Below are 15,697 nucleotides of genomic sequence, written 5' to 3'. Positions count from 1 at the left end.
TTTTATCAAAAAGGGAGTCTTCTTTCTATTTTTTTTATGATTCAGTTTTGAATCTCCAAAAGTAATTTTACACTAACCAGAAAAAATCGCCTCCAGCTCAAATTAGAGCAGGAAGCGATTTATAATTTCTTTAGCTGCTTTTTTTATTCTGCTAAATAACTGCTGAGCAGTTCTTCAATGATCTCATCCCGATCGATGGTTCTAATCATGGTTCTAGCATCTTTATAACTTGTTATATAGGCAGGATCACCAGAAAGTAAATATCCGACAATTTGACTGATTGGATTATAACCTTTTTCCTCTAAGGCTTTAGAGACTTTTTTAAGTACAAATCCAGCCTCACTAATCTCTTCTTTTTGGATTTTAAAACGCATTGTTTTATCATTGATCTCATCAGCGGCCATATTATCACATCCTGTCTTTTTATTTGCCTTATTTACTAATTTCTGCAGTCAGCAGTTAATTCCTTGTTTTAAAGCTGCTTTTTTATAATTTCTTCGACTTTAGCCAGGGCAGCAGCCGTTTTAGCAACCTTTGTTCCTCCGGCCTGGGCCATATCAGCTCTGCCACCACCACCACCACCGGCGACTTTGGCAACTTCGGAGATTATATTCCCGGCATGAAAACCCTCTTCAATTAGGTCTTTACTAACTGAGGCAACAAAAACAACCTTCTGCTCAGATTTACTTGCCAGTACTATTACTGCCGAATCAAGTTTATCTTTTAACTGATCGATTAAATTACGCAGTCCCTGATTATCAAGTTCAGATAATTCTGCTGTTAAAATATTGATTCCAGCCACTACTTTAACTTGCTCTAAAAGTTCATCCTTTTTAGAACCGGCCAGTTTTTGTTTGAGTGAATCAAGTTCTTTCTGCAGTTCTTTTTTCTCCTGCTGCAGCTGTTTAATTTTATTTGGCAGCTGTTCAGGTTCTGTTTTTAACTCTGCAGCTGACTGTTTTAGGGTATCTAGCTGCTGACTAAAGTAATCTAGGGCAAACTCTCCCACAACTGCTTCTATTCTCCTAACTCCAGCCGCAATCCCACTTTCAGATACTATTTTAAAAGGCCCTATATCTCCGGTGGCCTCAACATGGGTACCACCACAGAGTTCTAGACTGTAATCTCCCATTTTTACAACCCTGACCTCTTGCTCATATTTTTCTCCAAAAAGGGCTTCTGCTCCCATAGCTTTAGCCTCTTCTAAGTCTTTTTCTTCAGTTTGAACAGGATAATTTTCCATTACGGCCAGGTTGATCCGTTTTTCTATTTCCCTTAATTCCTGTTCACTTAAGGCAGAAAAATGGGTAAAATCAAAACGAAGTTTTTCTGGAGCAACCAGTGAACCTGATTGATTTACATGTTCACCTAAAACCTCTTTTAAGGTTTTATGGAGGAGGTGGGTTGCTGAATGATGACGGGCAGTTGCCTTTCTCCTGTTATCATAAACAACAGCTTTAAGCTGATCTCCCTTTTTAACTTCTCCCTTTTCTACTTTAACCTGATGGACTATAATCTCGGCTTTTTCGAAGGTATTGATAACCTCGGCTTCAAAATTATCGTTTTTGAGTAAGCCTTTATCACCGATTTGGCCTCCACTTTCAGCATAAAAAGGAGTTTTACGGAGAATTATATTTGCTTTTTCTCCCGCTTTTATAGAGTCTATTTTTTCTTTATCTTTAATAATTCCAATTACAGAAGTTTCTTCTGTTAAAGAATTATAGCCGGTAAATTCTACTGCTTCAATTTCTTTTTTAAAAGAAGCATAGAGTTTATCTATTTCTCCACTGCTGAAAGAGCTTTCTTCTCTGGCTTCTCTGGCTCTTTGGCGCTGAGCTGCCATTTCATTTTCAAAGCCTTCTTCATCAACCAGAATCCCCTCTTCTGAAGCTATATCTTTGGTTAGATCAAGGGGAAAACCATAGGTATCATACAAGATAAAAGCATTTTTACCACTTAAAACCTGCTTATTTTCTGCTTTTAAATCTACTAAAAAATCTTCTAAGATATTTAAACCCTGTTCTAGGGTCTTTAAAAAACTTTCTTCCTCAGATTTAACCACATTTTCTACATGGGCCAGCTGCTCTTTTAAATCCGGTGCTACACCCTTTACTACCTCAGCAGTACATTCCACCAGTTCGTACAAAAAAGGCTCTGTAAAGCCAATTTTGCGCCCATAACGGGCAGCACGACGGATAAGACGCCTTATTACATAACCTCGCCCCTCATTTGAAGGTAAAGCACCATCAGAAATTGCCACAGCAACAGAACGCAGATGATCGGCAATAACCCGATAAGCTGTCATGCTTTCTTCATCTTCCTGATAGTCGATCCCGGTCATTTCTACAACTGCGTCGATAATAGGTTTGATTAAATCGGTTTCAAAATTGGTTTTTGTATTCTGTAATATAGAGGCTACCCTTTCTAAACCCATTCCCGTATCAATATTTTTATTGGGCAGTTCTATATATTCTCCCTCTTCAGTATAATTATACTGGGTAAAAACGAGGTTCCAGATTTCTAAAAATCTATCTCCTTCTCCCCCCAGAACATCTTCACTGCTGTCGCCAAATTCTATTCCTCGATCATAGTGAATTTCTGAACAGGGACCACAGGGTCCTGTCCCAATCTGCCAGAAGTTTTCTTTTTTACCCATTCTGACAATTCTTTCTTCGGGCAGTCCCACCTTTTCCTTCCAGATTGCATGGGCTTCATCATCATCTTTATAAATAGTGATCCAGAGCTTATCTGCTTCAAATTCCAAGACCTCGGTCACAAACTCCCAGGCCCAGATAATGGCTTTTTCTTTAAAATAATCACCAAAAGAAAAATTACCCAGCATCTCAAAATAGGTATGGTGGCGGGCGGTTTTCCCGACATTTTCTATATCATTTGTTCTAATACATTTTTGACTGGTAGCTATTCTGGGGTGAGGTGGTTCTAGGCTGCCGTCAAAATAGGCTTTAAAGGGAGCCATCCCTGCATTTATCCAGAGCAGGCTGGGGTCATTTTTAGGTACTAAAGGAGCACTGGGAAGTACCAGGTGATCCTTTGACTCAAAAAAATCCAAATAAGCCTGCCTTATTTCATCTCCACTTTTTATCATTAATCATACCTTCCTTTCTATTTCAGCTTGATTTGAGCAAAACGCCTTTTACCGATCTTAACGATCATTCCATCTTTAACTTCAAGGTCTAAATTAATTTTATCATATTTTTGACCATCAATAGTTACAGCTCCCTGTTTGATCATCCTTCTGGCTTCACTGTTTGAATCAACCAGACCTGTGGCAGCTACAATTTTTACTATCCAGAGTTCTCCCTCATCAAGCTCTGAGCGCTCGATTTCTACCTCTGGTATATCATCAGGTAAATTACCCTGGGAAAATACATTTTCAAATTCTTGAGCTGCATATTCAGCAGCTGCTTGATCATGATATTCTCTAACCAGTTCTGCAGCCAATTCTTTTTTAAGCTGCATTGGATTAAAGTCATCTCTGGCCAGTTTTGCTTTGATCTCCTTTAATTTTTCCAGAGAAATATCTGTTAAAAGTTCATAATAGCGGGCTATTAGTTCATCAGGCATTGACATGACCTTACCATACATATCTGCTGGTTTATCATATACACCTATATAATTATCAAGACTTTTGCTCATCTTGTTAACTCCATCTAAACCTTCTAAAAGGGGCATGGTGATAATCACCTGAGAATCCTGACCATATTCTTTCTGCAGATTTCTGCCCACAAGCAGGTTAAAACGCTGATCAGTACCTCCCAGCTCTACATCAGCTTCGATTGCCACAGAATCATAACCCTGCATTAAAGGATAGAAAAATTCGTGGATGCCGATCGGTTTACCGGCCTGGTAGCGTTTGGAAAAATCATCTCTTTCCAGCATTCTAGCTACAGTATATTGAGCAGATAATTCTAAAACTTGACTGAATTTCATCTCACTTAACCAGTCACTATTGTAGACAAGTTTTGTTTTATCCCTATCTAAGACCTTAGAAAACTGTTCCTGATATGTAAGGGCATTTTCTTTAACCTCTGCTTCGGTCAGCTGTTTTCTTGTTTCCGATTTACCGGTAGGGTCTCCTATCATACCTGTAAAATCACCGATTATTAAATATACCTGATGACCTAGATCCTGAAACTGCTTTAATTTGCGTAATACAACCGTATGACCCAGGTGGATGTCAGGTGCAGTTGGATCAAGTCCCAGTTTAACCTTTAGAGGACGACCCTCTTTTTCTGCTTTGATTAATTTTTCTTTTAGTTCTTCTTCTGAGATCAGATCACTGACCCCTCTTTTTAATATTTTTAACTGTTCATTAATTTCCATAAAAAAACGCCTGTCTTATCTTCTCTTTAACAGGCTCTTCACCTCCTGTATCCTTTGTCATTTTATTATAACAGATAGATTAATTACTAACAAGGGCTACCATAAACAGCTGTTTTATGTTATAATATTTACCTGACAGGAGGTAAGTCAATGAAGAAGAAATCTAAAAAAATAATATTAGTCACTATTATAGTAATATTTGCCCTTGGCACAGGTGCTATCTTAGGTGCTGTAACCTGGATAATCCGGGACACTCCTGATATCTCTGAGTACAAAGGTTCAAGTGAAGCAACAATGATCTACAGCTCAAATGGTGAATTATTAAGCAAACTTTTTAAGGAAAATAGGGTTTATGTACCCTTAGAAAGAATTCCTGATGATTTAAAAAATGCAATTATAGCAATAGAAGATACTAATTTTTATGTTCACCACGGTATAGATTATTGGGGTATTGTCAGGGCCATGGTTGCCAATATCCAGCAGCGAAGACTTGCTCAGGGTGCCAGTACCATCACCCAGCAGTTGGCCAGAAATTCATTTTTAACCCTGGAAAAATCTTTTTATAGAAAATTACAGGAAGCCTATCTGGCCATTCAATTTGAAAGAATGTATACCAAATCCGAAATTTTAGAAATGTACTTAAATGAGATCTTTTTAGGTCACAGCGCTTATGGAGTAGAAACCGCTTCTATTCAGTACTTTGGTAAAAGTGTTGATCAACTTGACCTGGCAGAAGCAGCTTTAATCGCTGGTTTGCCTCAGTCACCAAATAATTATTCTCCTTTTAATAATCCGCAAAGAGCCGTTGCAAGAAGGAATGTGGTTTTAGACAGGATGGCAGAACTGGATTATATAACAGCAGAGGAAGCAGCAGAAGCTAAAAATGAAGAACTTGATCTGGATTTCGAAGGTAGAGAAAGTCCTAGCCAAAGTTCTCATTACTTTTTACTTTATATTAGAGATCAACTGATCAATCAATTTGGAGCTTCTATGGTTTATAGTGGTGGTTTAGAAGTACATACAACTATAGACCCTGATATGCAAAAAGTTGCTGAAGAAAAAATCCAGGCAAAAATAGATAATGGTTATCTACCTTCTTTTAGCAGCGGCCAGAGTGAACATCTACAGCCACAGGTATCCTTAGTAAGTCTGGATGTTAATTCAGGTGCTATTAGAGCAATGATAGGGGGAAGAGGTACTGATCAATTTAACAGGGCTCATCAGGCGGTCAGACAGCCCGGTTCTGCTTTTAAACCCTTTGTTTATGCAGCTGCTTTAGCAGAAGGTGATTATACTACGGCTAGTGTGATTAATGATTTACCGATGCTGGCTTCTGAAACCGGTAGAGATCATCTCAGTATCTGGCCTCGTAATTATGGAGACCAGTACAGAGGTTTGATTAATTTAGATACTGCTTTAACCCATTCTGTAAATGTGGCAGCAGTAAAATTGATACAAGATATTGGAGTCAAAAATACCAGAGCCTTAACCGAAGAGCTGGGAATCACTACCTTTACCAATAATGATGGTCTTGATGATCATTATTCAATGGCTTTAGGTGGTTTAAATAGAGGTATTTCTCCTCTAGAGATGACAGCAGCTTACAGTGTTTTTGCCAATCAAGGTGTATATAATAGGCCTTATTCTATAGAAAAAATTTATGATAGACATGATAATTTAATTTATGAAGCTCAGCCACATAAAAGGCTTGTTATGTCAGAAGCTGACAGTTATTTAATGACCTCGATGCTAGAAAATGTTATTAAAAATGGTACAGGCCGCAGAGCCCAGATGGATAGAGATGTTGCAGGTAAAACAGGAACAACCAACGAATATACTGATGCCTGGTTTGTAGGTTATACTCCCCAAATCGCAACAGCTGTCTGGATAGGTGAAGATTCAAGACGCTCTATGGAATATGATACTAAAACCGTTTCCAGTGGAGAAGCCGCTCAAATCTGGGGAGAATATATGCGCGAAATTTCTGCAGATATGCCTGTAATTGATTTTCAGATTCCAGAAAATATTGTTGAAGCTGCAGTTGATCCTTATACAGGCCTAAAGGCAAACGAATATGCACCTAGAATAGATGTTTTACCATTTAAAGAAGGAACTGAACCTCAAGAAACCTCTGATTTACATGGACCGGTAGAAACATTGAGAATAGATAGAGAAAGTGGTTTGATAGCTACCAGTAATTGTCCTGAAGATCAGGTTGAGGAAAGACATTATATAGAAGGTTCTGGGATTAGAGTTGGACCTGCTCAAAAAACCTTTGTTGAGGTTAATCCAAATAAAGATTATGAAGATCTGGTAAGAGGTACTTATAGGATTGAAACCGGAGAACCGGTGCAGCAGATCGATGATGAATATGGTATTCCAAGATTAAACAGGAACGGAACTCCTCGTTTTGAAACAAGGCCTTCCCGCTCCTGTGATCTCCATGAAGATGATTCTGCTTCAGGTACTTTAAGAAGAATATTTGATGCTTTCAGAGGAGATAATGAAGATTAAAATTAATTAAGTTTGGCAATAGTAACCCCTGTGCCTCCTTCTCTCTGCCTTCCCAGGCGGAAGTCTGAGACATGGGGGTTTTTTTCTAAGATCTCTTCAACTGCCTCCCTTAAGGCACCGGTTCCTTTACCATGTACTATTTCTACTTCATTAAGTCCGGCTAAAAAAGCATCATCAAGGTATTTATCCAGCTGACTTTGAGCTGCTCCATACCTCTCTCCCCTGAGATCGAGCTTGGGAGAAACATGCTGAGATTTTTGGACCCGGTATTTTTTTAAAAGCTCTTCTTCTTCATTTTCCGGAATATCTACCTTGACCAGATCAGCTAAAGAAGCTGTTACCTTCATAATCCCGGCCTGAATTTTTGCCTCAGCTTTTTCTTCATCAATAGAGGTGATTTCACCCTTGCGGCCGATACTGCTCACCCTGACCTGATCACCGACCTCAAGTTTTTGCTCAGCTCTTTGATCTCGACTGTCTTTTTTCTTGGCTAAAACATTTTCTAATTCTTTTAGTTCTTGATTTGCTTCTGTTTGAGCCCTATCAACTTCAGAGCGTTTACTATAATCTTTATCTTTTAAAGAAGTGATGATCCTTTTGGCTTCTTTTTTTGTTTTACTTACCAGCTCTTCCGCTTCCTGACGGGCTTTTTCCATTTCTGCTTCATGTTTTTGCTGCTGTTCTTCGATCATCTTTTCATATTTTTCTTTCAGTTCTTTTTCCCGTCTTCTGTATTCTTCCATCTCTTCTCTTAATCTTTTATAGCGTTTTCTTTCCTGATTTAATTCATTGATTATATCTTCAACCTTTATTTCTTCCTCACTTAAAAGGCTTCTGGCTCTTTTGATTATCCCTTCTGGAATACCGAGCCTTAAAGCTATTTCAAAGGCATTAGAACCACCTGGAACCCCCATAATTAAATTATAGGTTGGTTTAAGTGATTCGATATCAAATTCCACCGAAGCATTTTCTACATTATCGGCACTATAGGCATAGCTTTTAAGCTGACTGTAGTGGGTTGTGGCAATTGTTACTGCACCTTTCTGCTGCAGCTCCTCCAGGATGGAAATTCCTAAGGCTGCACCTTCTTCAGGATCGGTTCCAACCCCGAGCTCATCCATCAAAACAAGGGTATTAGAATCTGATTCAGCCAAAAACTGCTTGATCTTTGTCATATGAGAAGAAAAGGTACTTAAACTCTGTTCAATACTCTGTTCATCCCCAATATCGGCAAAGATCTTTTCAAAAACAGCTATGGTCGAATTGGCTTGAGCAGGAATATGCATTCCCGTTTGAGCCATTAAAGTTAAAAGACCAACGGTTTTTAAAGAAACAGTTTTACCACCGGTATTTGGACCTGTAATAACCAGGGTTGATATTTTATCACCAAGTTTAACATCGATCGGTACCGGCTCCTCTTTTAAAAGTGGGTGTCTGGCCTCTTTTAAATCGATCAAAGCTTTTTGGTTGATATCAGGGGCATTACAATTATAGTCAAGGCTAAATCTAGCTGAAGCTGAGATCACATCAAGGTGAGAAACAATTTTTAGATCTTTTTTAATGATCTCTGCCTGGACAGCTATTTTTGAGCTTAAAACCTGCAGTATCCGCTGAATCTCTGCATTTTCCTGAGCCCTGACTTCCCTTAGTTCATTATTTAAGCGCACAACAGCCATCGGCTCCATAAAAAGGGTTAATCCACTTGCCGATTGACCGTGAATAATTCCATCAAATTTATTGCGGTGTTCCTGTTTAACCGGAACTACATAACGATTTTCCCTTTTGGTGACTATACTCTCCTGCAGCATATCCTGGTATTTACTGCTTTTAATAATCGAATCCAGTTTATCTCTGATCCCATTTTCTATCGAATCGATCTTAGCCCGCAGTGATTTAAGTTTTGCACTGGCATCATCTGCTATTTCTCCATAATCATTAATACAGCGGTCTATTTCCCGGGCCAGATTTTCTCTCGGCAGTAGGCCAGCAGTAATTTGATAAAGAATCTCATATTCTCTGGCTATGATTCTGGGATCAAGCTCAGCTTTGATCTTAGCAAAATATTGATCAATTTCTTTGATTCCCCGCAGAGTATTGCGAATATCATTGATCTTATCTGTAGAAAGAACCGCTCCCTTTTCTGCCTTTTTAAGTGATTCTCTAATATCTCTGATTCCCCCAAAGGGAAGTTTACCGAACTCAGAGATCATCGTTTTCAAAGCACTGACCTCAGCCAGCTTTTCCTCAATATAGTCTTCATTGGCAAGTGGTTTTAACTTTTCTACAATTTCCCGGCCAAGCTTAGTTGCTGCCCGCTCTGCAGTCATATTTATTATTTTATAGTATTCTAAAACTTCCAGACTGTGTTCTTTCAAAATTTATTACCTCCGGAATTTCTATTTTAAAAATTTCATCAATTTCTGATAAGAAAAACAGTTTATAACATCGTCTTTTTCTAACCAGCCTCTTCTAGCAGTTTTTACTCCAAACTCAATATCAGCATACTGCTTATAGTGGTGGGCATCAGTATTGATAGAAAGCAGTGCTCCTGCCTTTTTTGCTTTTCTCGCCCATTCGGCATTTAAATCAAGCCTCTGGGGTGAAGAGTTAATTTCTAAAGCTGTACCTGCTTCTGCAGCTGCAGCAATCACCTTATCTAAATCAAATTGATAGGGATCTCTGCTGCCCAGCATTCTTCCCCTGGGATGTCCTAAAACATTTACCTGCGGATTTTTAACAGCCTTAATTATCCGCTCTGTCATTTGCTCTGCAGGGAGATTGAAGTTGCTGTGCACAGAAGCAATTACAATATCAAGTTCTGCTAAGAGCTCAGCTTTATAATCAAGGCTGCCATCTTTTAAAATATCAACTTCTACCCCTTTTAAGATCTTGAAATCTTCAAATTCCCGATTCAGCTCATCAATTTCTTTGATCTGCCTTCTTAGATCTTCAGGGCTTAAACCTCCGGCTATATTTAAGGATTGAGAATGATCTGTGATCGCTATATATTGATAACCTCTCTCGGCAGCTTTTTGAGCCATTTTTTTAATGCCAAAAGCGCCATCACTATAGCGAGAATGGAGATGTAAATCACCTTTAATAGCTTCTATTTCGATGCTCTGGGGTAAGCTGCCATTTTGGGCGGCTTCAATTTCTCCCTGGTCTTCCCTCAGTTCGGGAATAATATAGTCTAATCCCAGAATATTGAAGATATCTGCCTCAGATTTAAGCTCTTCTTTGCTTTCATCTGCTCTGAACAATCCATATTCATTTAATTTAAGATTTTTATCTTTGGCCAGCTGTCTCATCCGAACATTATGGGCCTGAGAACCTGTAAAGTAATGGAGGGCAGAAGGAAACTCTTCAGCTGAAACAAGCCTAAAATCGGTCTGAATCCCTTCCTGGGTTCTAATGCTGACCTTGGTATCTCCAGCTCCAATAACCTCCTTTGTAAAATCAAGCTGGGTTAAAAGCGAACTCAGCTCTGCCGGCTTTTCAGTTGCCAGCAAAATATCAAGGTCACCTGTCATCTCTTTAGCCCTTCTGGCACTTCCACAGATCTCAATTTGACTAAAGTATTGAGCCTCGATTTTTTCTTTGATTTCTGCAATTATCATTGCGGCTGTTTTAAGGGCCTTAGTTAAAATTATTTTATCAAGATATTTTTCATAATTTTTGAGACCGTATAATAGTTTTTGCGCGGATTTTTTGCCAAAACCCTTTAGCTCTCTTACCCTACCTTCTTCAAGGGCGGCTTCAAGGCCGAGCAGGTCCTCTATCCCCAGCTCATAATAAAAGCGGTGGGCTGTTTTTGGCCCCAGTCCGGGAATATTTATCATTTCTACTACCCCAGGTGGTAATTCAGCCTTAATATTTTCCATTTCTTCTATAACACCGTTTTCAAGTATTTCTTTTAAACTTTCTGCTATTCCACTACCTATACCCTTAACTTCTTTAAGCTTTCCCTCAGCTGCTAAAGTACTGATATCATCACTTAAAGACTCTATTTTTCGGGCAGCATTAGTATAAGCTCTGATCTTAAAGTCATTTTCTCCTTTAATAGCCAAAAGATCGGCAAATTGATTAAGAATTTTTGCAATTTCTTTATTTGTTAGCTCAAGCAATGTTTTCGCCCCTTTTTAAGATAATTAAAGGCCATGAAATTATCATGGCCGAAAAAGTTCTTCTATTTGTGACTGTATATAGGGAGAAGCCTCTAAAAGTCTGCTCCCCAAAAAAGACTGTTCCACCACATCATTTAAATTCTGATAAGGAATTTCTGCCAGAATTATCACCAGCAGATAGATAATAATTCCTGCCTTTATAAGGCCCAGAACAAAACCGGCCGCCCTATCAACAGGCTTTAAAAATATTGCATCAATAATCCTTTTGATAGTGATTCCAACAACATGGATAGCAATATTAACTACTATAAATACTACTGCAAAACTAATAAACTGCAATAGAGAAGTAGAAAGGTCTAAATAGGGTTCCAGTAAAAGACGAAAATAGTCATACTGTCTAACTGCCACAAATAAGGCGGCAATTAAACCCAAAATGGTACTTGTTTGATCTATAAAGCCCCGCCTAAAACCATTATAGGCAAAAAACAGCATCAAAACAAGGATAATGATGTCGAAGAAATTAATGATATCCAATTATTCTACCTCCTCGAGCAGAGAATTTAACTCCTCGTTCTCCTGCCTCAGTTTTTTTAACTCCTGATGCAGACTTTGATTTGCCTCTTTGAGTCTTTCTTTTTCTCTACTCAATTCCACACACTGAGTCCTTAGTTTAAAATATTCATCAGCCAGATTAATCATGGTCAAATGACTTAACCTTCTAAAAGGAAGTTTAGGATAAGCATTTCTGATCTCCTCACCAATTTTTTCTACATAATTGGCAAGTTTATTAATATATTCTTCATCAAAATCTCCAGTGACCGTAAAACTATCTCCGAGAATATTTAATTTGAATTTGTTTTTGTTTTGCTCATTATCTGCTCTCATTAGCAACATCTCCAGCTTTAGTAGTCTACTGTATTATATTCATTACAAAAAGCTAAATTCCTGCCTCAAATATTAATTTCCTCTAATTTCTGCCGAATATTGCTCTGAAAGATGGTCTACTATTTTATTGAAACGCTCATTTACCTCTTCATCACGGAGGGTTCTATCTTCTGCCTGGAACTTAAGTTCAAAGGCTGCACTTTTATAGCCGCTTTTAATCTGGTCTCCCTGATAGATGTCAAAGAGCTTAATTTCTTTAAGCATTTCTCCAGCTGCATTTTTAATAGCCTGAAGAATTTCTCCAACTGCAATCTCTTCTTTGATTACTACAGCTAAATCACGATCAAGTACAGGATATTTGGTGATCTGCTGATAATGATAGCTCTTAGCTTTGCTTAAGGCAAAGAGTTTATCTAAGTCCATTTCAAAGATCGCAGCTCCTTGAGGAAGGTCATTTTTTTCTGCCAATTGAGGATGAATTTCACCGATAAAACCTAATTTTTGACCTTCGATGATCAGCTCAGCCTTTCTACCGGGATGAAGATAGGGTCTAGCTTCAGCAAATTCTAAGTGAAAATCACTAAGCTGCAGATGTTCAAAAAGCATCTCTAAAACACCTTTAAGCTGATAAAAATTAGGAGCATCCTGCTGCCAGAGATTATTTTCTGCTCCAAAGAGTCCTCCCCCCAGCTTGTTTAATTCTATAGGTCTTTTATTAGCTCCCACATTTCTAAAGACTGTACCTGTTTCAAAAACAGCCATCTCAGCTCCCTGACGCCTGGCATTAGAGGCCAGCACATCGATTAAACCGGGAAGCAGGGTTGTTCTTAAAATGCCAAAAGCTGCACTTAAAGGATTTTTGATTTCAACAAATTGATTAAATCCTTCCACCTCAGTTAAATTTAAATCCTGATAGCTTTTTTTAGCCTGCAGACTGTAGGTTATGACCTCATCAAGACCACCTGAATTAAGCAGTTCTTTGACCCTTTTTTCAAAGTTTTGTTTAGCTGTTCTTTGCCCACGCTGTTTGGAAACAGGTCGGCTTGATTCTATTTCATTATAGCCATAAACCCTGGCAATCTCTTCTACCAGATCGGCTCCACGGCTGACATCAGTTCTAAATGAAGGTACAGTTACTAAAAGCTCAGCCTCTTTTTTTTCTACACTAAACTGCAGTCTTTTTAAGATCTCGATGATTTTACTTTCCTGCAGGTCTACCCCTAAAAGTTCATTGACCCGTTCACAGTCAAGTTCAATTACAGCTGCTTCATATTGGCGGGGATATTCATCGATTACTCCCGGAACAACCCTACCACCTGCACATTTTTCTAAAAGCTGACAGGCCCTATTATTGGCTTCAACAGCCTTTTCGATATCAACCCCACGTTCAAAACGATGGGAAGCATCAGAATGCATAGCCAATTTTTTTGCTGTTTTGCGTACACTTACAGGATTAAAATAGGCTGACTCGATCAGCACATCAGTAGTTTGACTTGTTACTTCACTTTCAAAACCACCCATCACCCCGGCCACAGCAATTGCCTCTTTTGGATCTGCAATAACCAGCATCTCATCATCCAAGAGCCTTTGTTCTTCATCAAGGGTGGTAATCTTTTCTCCCTTTTCAGCTCTGCGGACAATTATTTTACCATCATTAATTTTATTATAGTCAAAAGAGTGTAAGGGTTGATTATATTCCATTAAAACAAAGTTGGTAATATCAACCACATTATTGATCGGTCTGATCCCAGCTGCTTTGAGCCTTCTTTGTATCCACTCTGGTGATTCTTTGATCTCTACATCTTTGACCAAACGAGCAGTATAGCGGGGACAAAGTTCTGGAGCTTCAATATCTATTTCTACCTGCTCAGAAATATGAGCTTCACTTTGATCTTCTGTAAAACTGATCGGAGGTTTAATCAACTTTTTCTCTGGAGCATATAGTGATTTGATCTCCCTTGCCACACCAAGCATTCCCAGACAGCGGGCATAGTTTGGTGTTAAATCTAATTTGTATATATAGTCATCAAGTTTCATGTATTTTTTAAAACTAAAACCAAGTGGAGCATCAGAATCAAGGACCATAATACCAGCTGCTCGCTCTTCCTGTAAGCCAAGTTCATCTTTGGAGCAGATCATCCCCTGAGAGAGTTCTCCCCTCAGTTCTACCTCTTCAATTTTCATCCCTCCAGGTAATGTTCTGCCGACTCCGGCAAAGGGCACCTTTAATCCTTTTGCTACATTTGGAGCACCTGTTACAACCGGAATTTCTTCCCCTCCAGCTTCAGTTTTAACATAACAGATCTGCAGTTTATCTGCATTGGGATGTTCTTTGATTTCGCTAATTTGAGCGATTATGATATCATCTAAACCCTGAGCAAGATATTCTAAGGCTTCAACTTCAAGCCCGGCCATGGTCAGCTTTTCTGAAAGATCTTCAGGACTAAAATCAATATCTATGTATCTTTTTAGCCAGTTATATGAAATCTGCAAATTTATCATCCTTTCCTTTTCTATTTAAAGCATTAGCTAGCTTTGATTTCAACTTTATTCATACTTAAAATTGATGTAAAAATCTCTTGTCATTTTCATAAAGAACCCTTATATCGTCAATTCCATATTTTAATAAGGCAAGTCTATCCAAACCGACTCCAAAAGCATAACCACTGTAATAATTGCTGTCATAACCTGAGATTTCAAGTACATTTGGATGAACCATACCAGCTCCCATAATCTCAAGCCAACCTGTTCTAGAACAGAGCTGACATCCCTCTCCACCACAGACAATACAGGAAACATCAACCTCTGCACTGGGTTCTGTAAAAGGGAAATAGCTGGGTCTAAATCTAACATCTCTATCTTCACCAAATAGGGCCTCGATTATCAATTCAATGGTACCTTTAAGATCACTAAAGGAAATACCCTTATCAATCACCAGACCTTCTGCCTGATGAAAAATCGGTGAATGAGATGCATCAAGCTCATCAGAACGATAAACCCGACCTGGGGCAATAATCCGAACCGGTGGTTCTTGAGCTTCCATAGTTCTTATCTGTACAGGAGAAGTATGGGTTCTCAGCAGATAATGATCATCAATATATAGGGTGTCCTGCAGATCACGAGCAGGATGATGCTCGGGAATATTTAAGGCTTCAAAATTATAGTATTCACTTTCTACTTCAGGTCCTTCTGCAATTGTATAACCCAAACCGATAAAAACATCTTCTAATTCTTTAGTAATTAAAGAAAGTGGATGCTGTCTACCTGCTTTTACTTCTGCTCCAGGTAAGCTAACATCTATTTTTTCTGCTTTAAATCTTGCTTCTGCTGCTTCTGCTTCCAGAATTTCTTTTTCTTCATTAAGCCAGTTTTCAATTTTGGCTTTAAGCTGATTTGCTTCTTTACCAACTACCGGCCTTTTATCGGCAGCAATTTTACCCATCTGACTAAATATGGACTGGATTGCTCCTTTTTTACCTAAGTATTTAATCCTTAACTCTTCTAACTGATCAAGACTGGAAAGCTCTTTTAATTCTTTTTCTGCTTCTTTTTCTATTTTTTTAAGCTCTTTAAGTAAATCCAAATTTAACACCTCCAAAATATATTAGAAAGAAAAATTTATAAACAAAAAAATCCCGCCCTAAAGGGACGAGATGACCGTGTTACCACCCTGTTTACTCCACTTAAAATAAGTGGAATCACTTTGTTTTGTTAACGAAAGTTTTAATAACTTCCGGAAAAACCTAATCAATTCAGTTTTCAGCTCCAGAGTGAACTTCACTTAACCTGCTATTAAACCGCTCTCAGTTAAAACGGTTATTTCCTGGAAT

At 38.5% G+C, this 15,697-nt stretch carries 10 protein-coding genes and 1 other annotated feature (1 of these 11 running past the window's edge); of the genes, 1 reads left to right on the top strand and 9 read right to left on the bottom strand.

The features are described 5' to 3' along the window. Positions 1–143 precede the first annotated feature (143 nt). The 3 genes from LJ207_RS05990 to tyrS all read right to left on the bottom strand — a co-directional run bounded on the left by LJ207_RS05990 (position 144) and on the right by tyrS (position 4,344). Entirely contained in the window at positions 144–404 is a 261-nt protein-coding gene (locus LJ207_RS05990; RefSeq protein WP_255666777.1) for an IreB family regulatory phosphoprotein, read from the bottom strand. A gap of 68 nt (positions 405–472) precedes the next feature. Continuing rightward, positions 473–3,106 (bottom strand): alanine--tRNA ligase, encoded by a 2,634-nt coding sequence (gene alaS / locus LJ207_RS05985; protein WP_229345121.1) that lies wholly within the window; start codon positions 3,104–3,106, stop codon positions 473–475. 17 nt (positions 3,107–3,123) lie between these two features. Continuing rightward, complete coding sequence (tyrS, locus tag LJ207_RS05980; protein WP_229345118.1) at positions 3,124–4,344, bottom strand: tyrosine--tRNA ligase; 1,221 nt, start codon at positions 4,342–4,344, stop codon at positions 3,124–3,126. Positions 4,345–4,494: 150 nt separating this feature from the next. Here tyrS and LJ207_RS05975 point away from each other — a divergent pair, with 150 nt between their 5' ends. Then, on the top strand, positions 4,495–6,858 hold the full coding sequence (locus LJ207_RS05975; protein ID WP_229345115.1) for a penicillin-binding protein 1A: 2,364 nt from the start codon (positions 4,495–4,497) through the stop codon (positions 6,856–6,858). Positions 6,859–6,860: 2 nt separating this feature from the next. Here LJ207_RS05975 and LJ207_RS05970 read toward each other — a convergent pair whose 3' ends face one another. From LJ207_RS05970 to pheS, 6 genes are all read right to left on the bottom strand, one after another. Next, positions 6,861–9,233, bottom strand: coding sequence for an endonuclease MutS2 (locus LJ207_RS05970; protein ID WP_229345113.1), 2,373 nt, complete (start codon positions 9,231–9,233; stop codon positions 6,861–6,863). A gap of 21 nt (positions 9,234–9,254) precedes the next feature. Continuing rightward, positions 9,255–10,982 carry a DNA polymerase/3'-5' exonuclease PolX gene (gene polX / locus LJ207_RS05965; RefSeq protein ID WP_229345111.1) on the bottom strand — a complete coding sequence of 576 codons (1,728 nt, stop codon included), beginning with the start codon at positions 10,980–10,982 and terminating at the stop codon, positions 9,255–9,257. Positions 10,983–11,024: 42 nt separating this feature from the next. After that, positions 11,025–11,516: a CvpA family protein gene (locus tag LJ207_RS05960; protein ID WP_229345110.1), complete on the bottom strand. Its 492-nt coding sequence runs from the start codon at positions 11,514–11,516 to the stop codon at positions 11,025–11,027. After that, positions 11,517–11,867 (bottom strand): cell division protein ZapA, encoded by a 351-nt coding sequence (locus LJ207_RS05955; RefSeq protein WP_229345108.1) that lies wholly within the window; start codon positions 11,865–11,867, stop codon positions 11,517–11,519. It abuts the gene before it with no gap. A 72-nt stretch (positions 11,868–11,939) separates the two neighbouring features. Next, positions 11,940–14,369, bottom strand: a complete 2,430-nt coding sequence (gene pheT / locus LJ207_RS05950) for a phenylalanine--tRNA ligase subunit beta (protein ID WP_229345106.1) — start codon at positions 14,367–14,369, stop codon at positions 11,940–11,942. 55 nt (positions 14,370–14,424) lie between these two features. Then, on the bottom strand, positions 14,425–15,450 hold the full coding sequence (pheS, locus tag LJ207_RS05945) for a phenylalanine--tRNA ligase subunit alpha (RefSeq protein ID WP_229345104.1): 1,026 nt from the start codon (positions 15,448–15,450) through the stop codon (positions 14,425–14,427). A gap of 58 nt (positions 15,451–15,508) precedes the next feature. Beyond that, positions 15,509–15,697 (bottom strand) — a binding site (T-box leader); it runs 37 nt beyond the window's last position.

The organism is Halanaerobium polyolivorans (assembly GCF_020711195.1).
Classification (GTDB): domain Bacteria; phylum Bacillota; class Halanaerobiia; order Halanaerobiales; family Halanaerobiaceae; genus Halanaerobium; species Halanaerobium polyolivorans.
Note: the sequence above shows the minus strand (reverse complement) of the source record. Positions and strands in the feature narration are given on the sequence as shown.

Bases quoted from the DNA above. Each gene is read 5' to 3' on its own strand.
- LJ207_RS05990 (WP_255666777.1), bottom strand. From the start codon at position 404: ATGGCCGCTGATGAGATCAATGATAAAACAATGCGTTTTAAAATCCAA.
- alaS (WP_229345121.1), bottom strand. From the start codon at position 3,106: ATGATAAAAAGTGGAGATGAAATAAGGCAGGCTTATTTGGATTTTTTT.
- tyrS (WP_229345118.1), bottom strand. From the start codon at position 4,344: ATGGAAATTAATGAACAGTTAAAAATATTAAAAAGAGGGGTCAGTGAT.
- LJ207_RS05975 (WP_229345115.1), top strand. From the start codon at position 4,495: ATGAAGAAGAAATCTAAAAAAATAATATTAGTCACTATTATAGTAATA.
- LJ207_RS05955 (WP_229345108.1), bottom strand. From the start codon at position 11,867: ATGAGAGCAGATAATGAGCAAAACAAAAACAAATTCAAATTAAATATT.
- pheT (WP_229345106.1), bottom strand. From the start codon at position 14,369: ATGATAAATTTGCAGATTTCATATAACTGGCTAAAAAGATACATAGAT.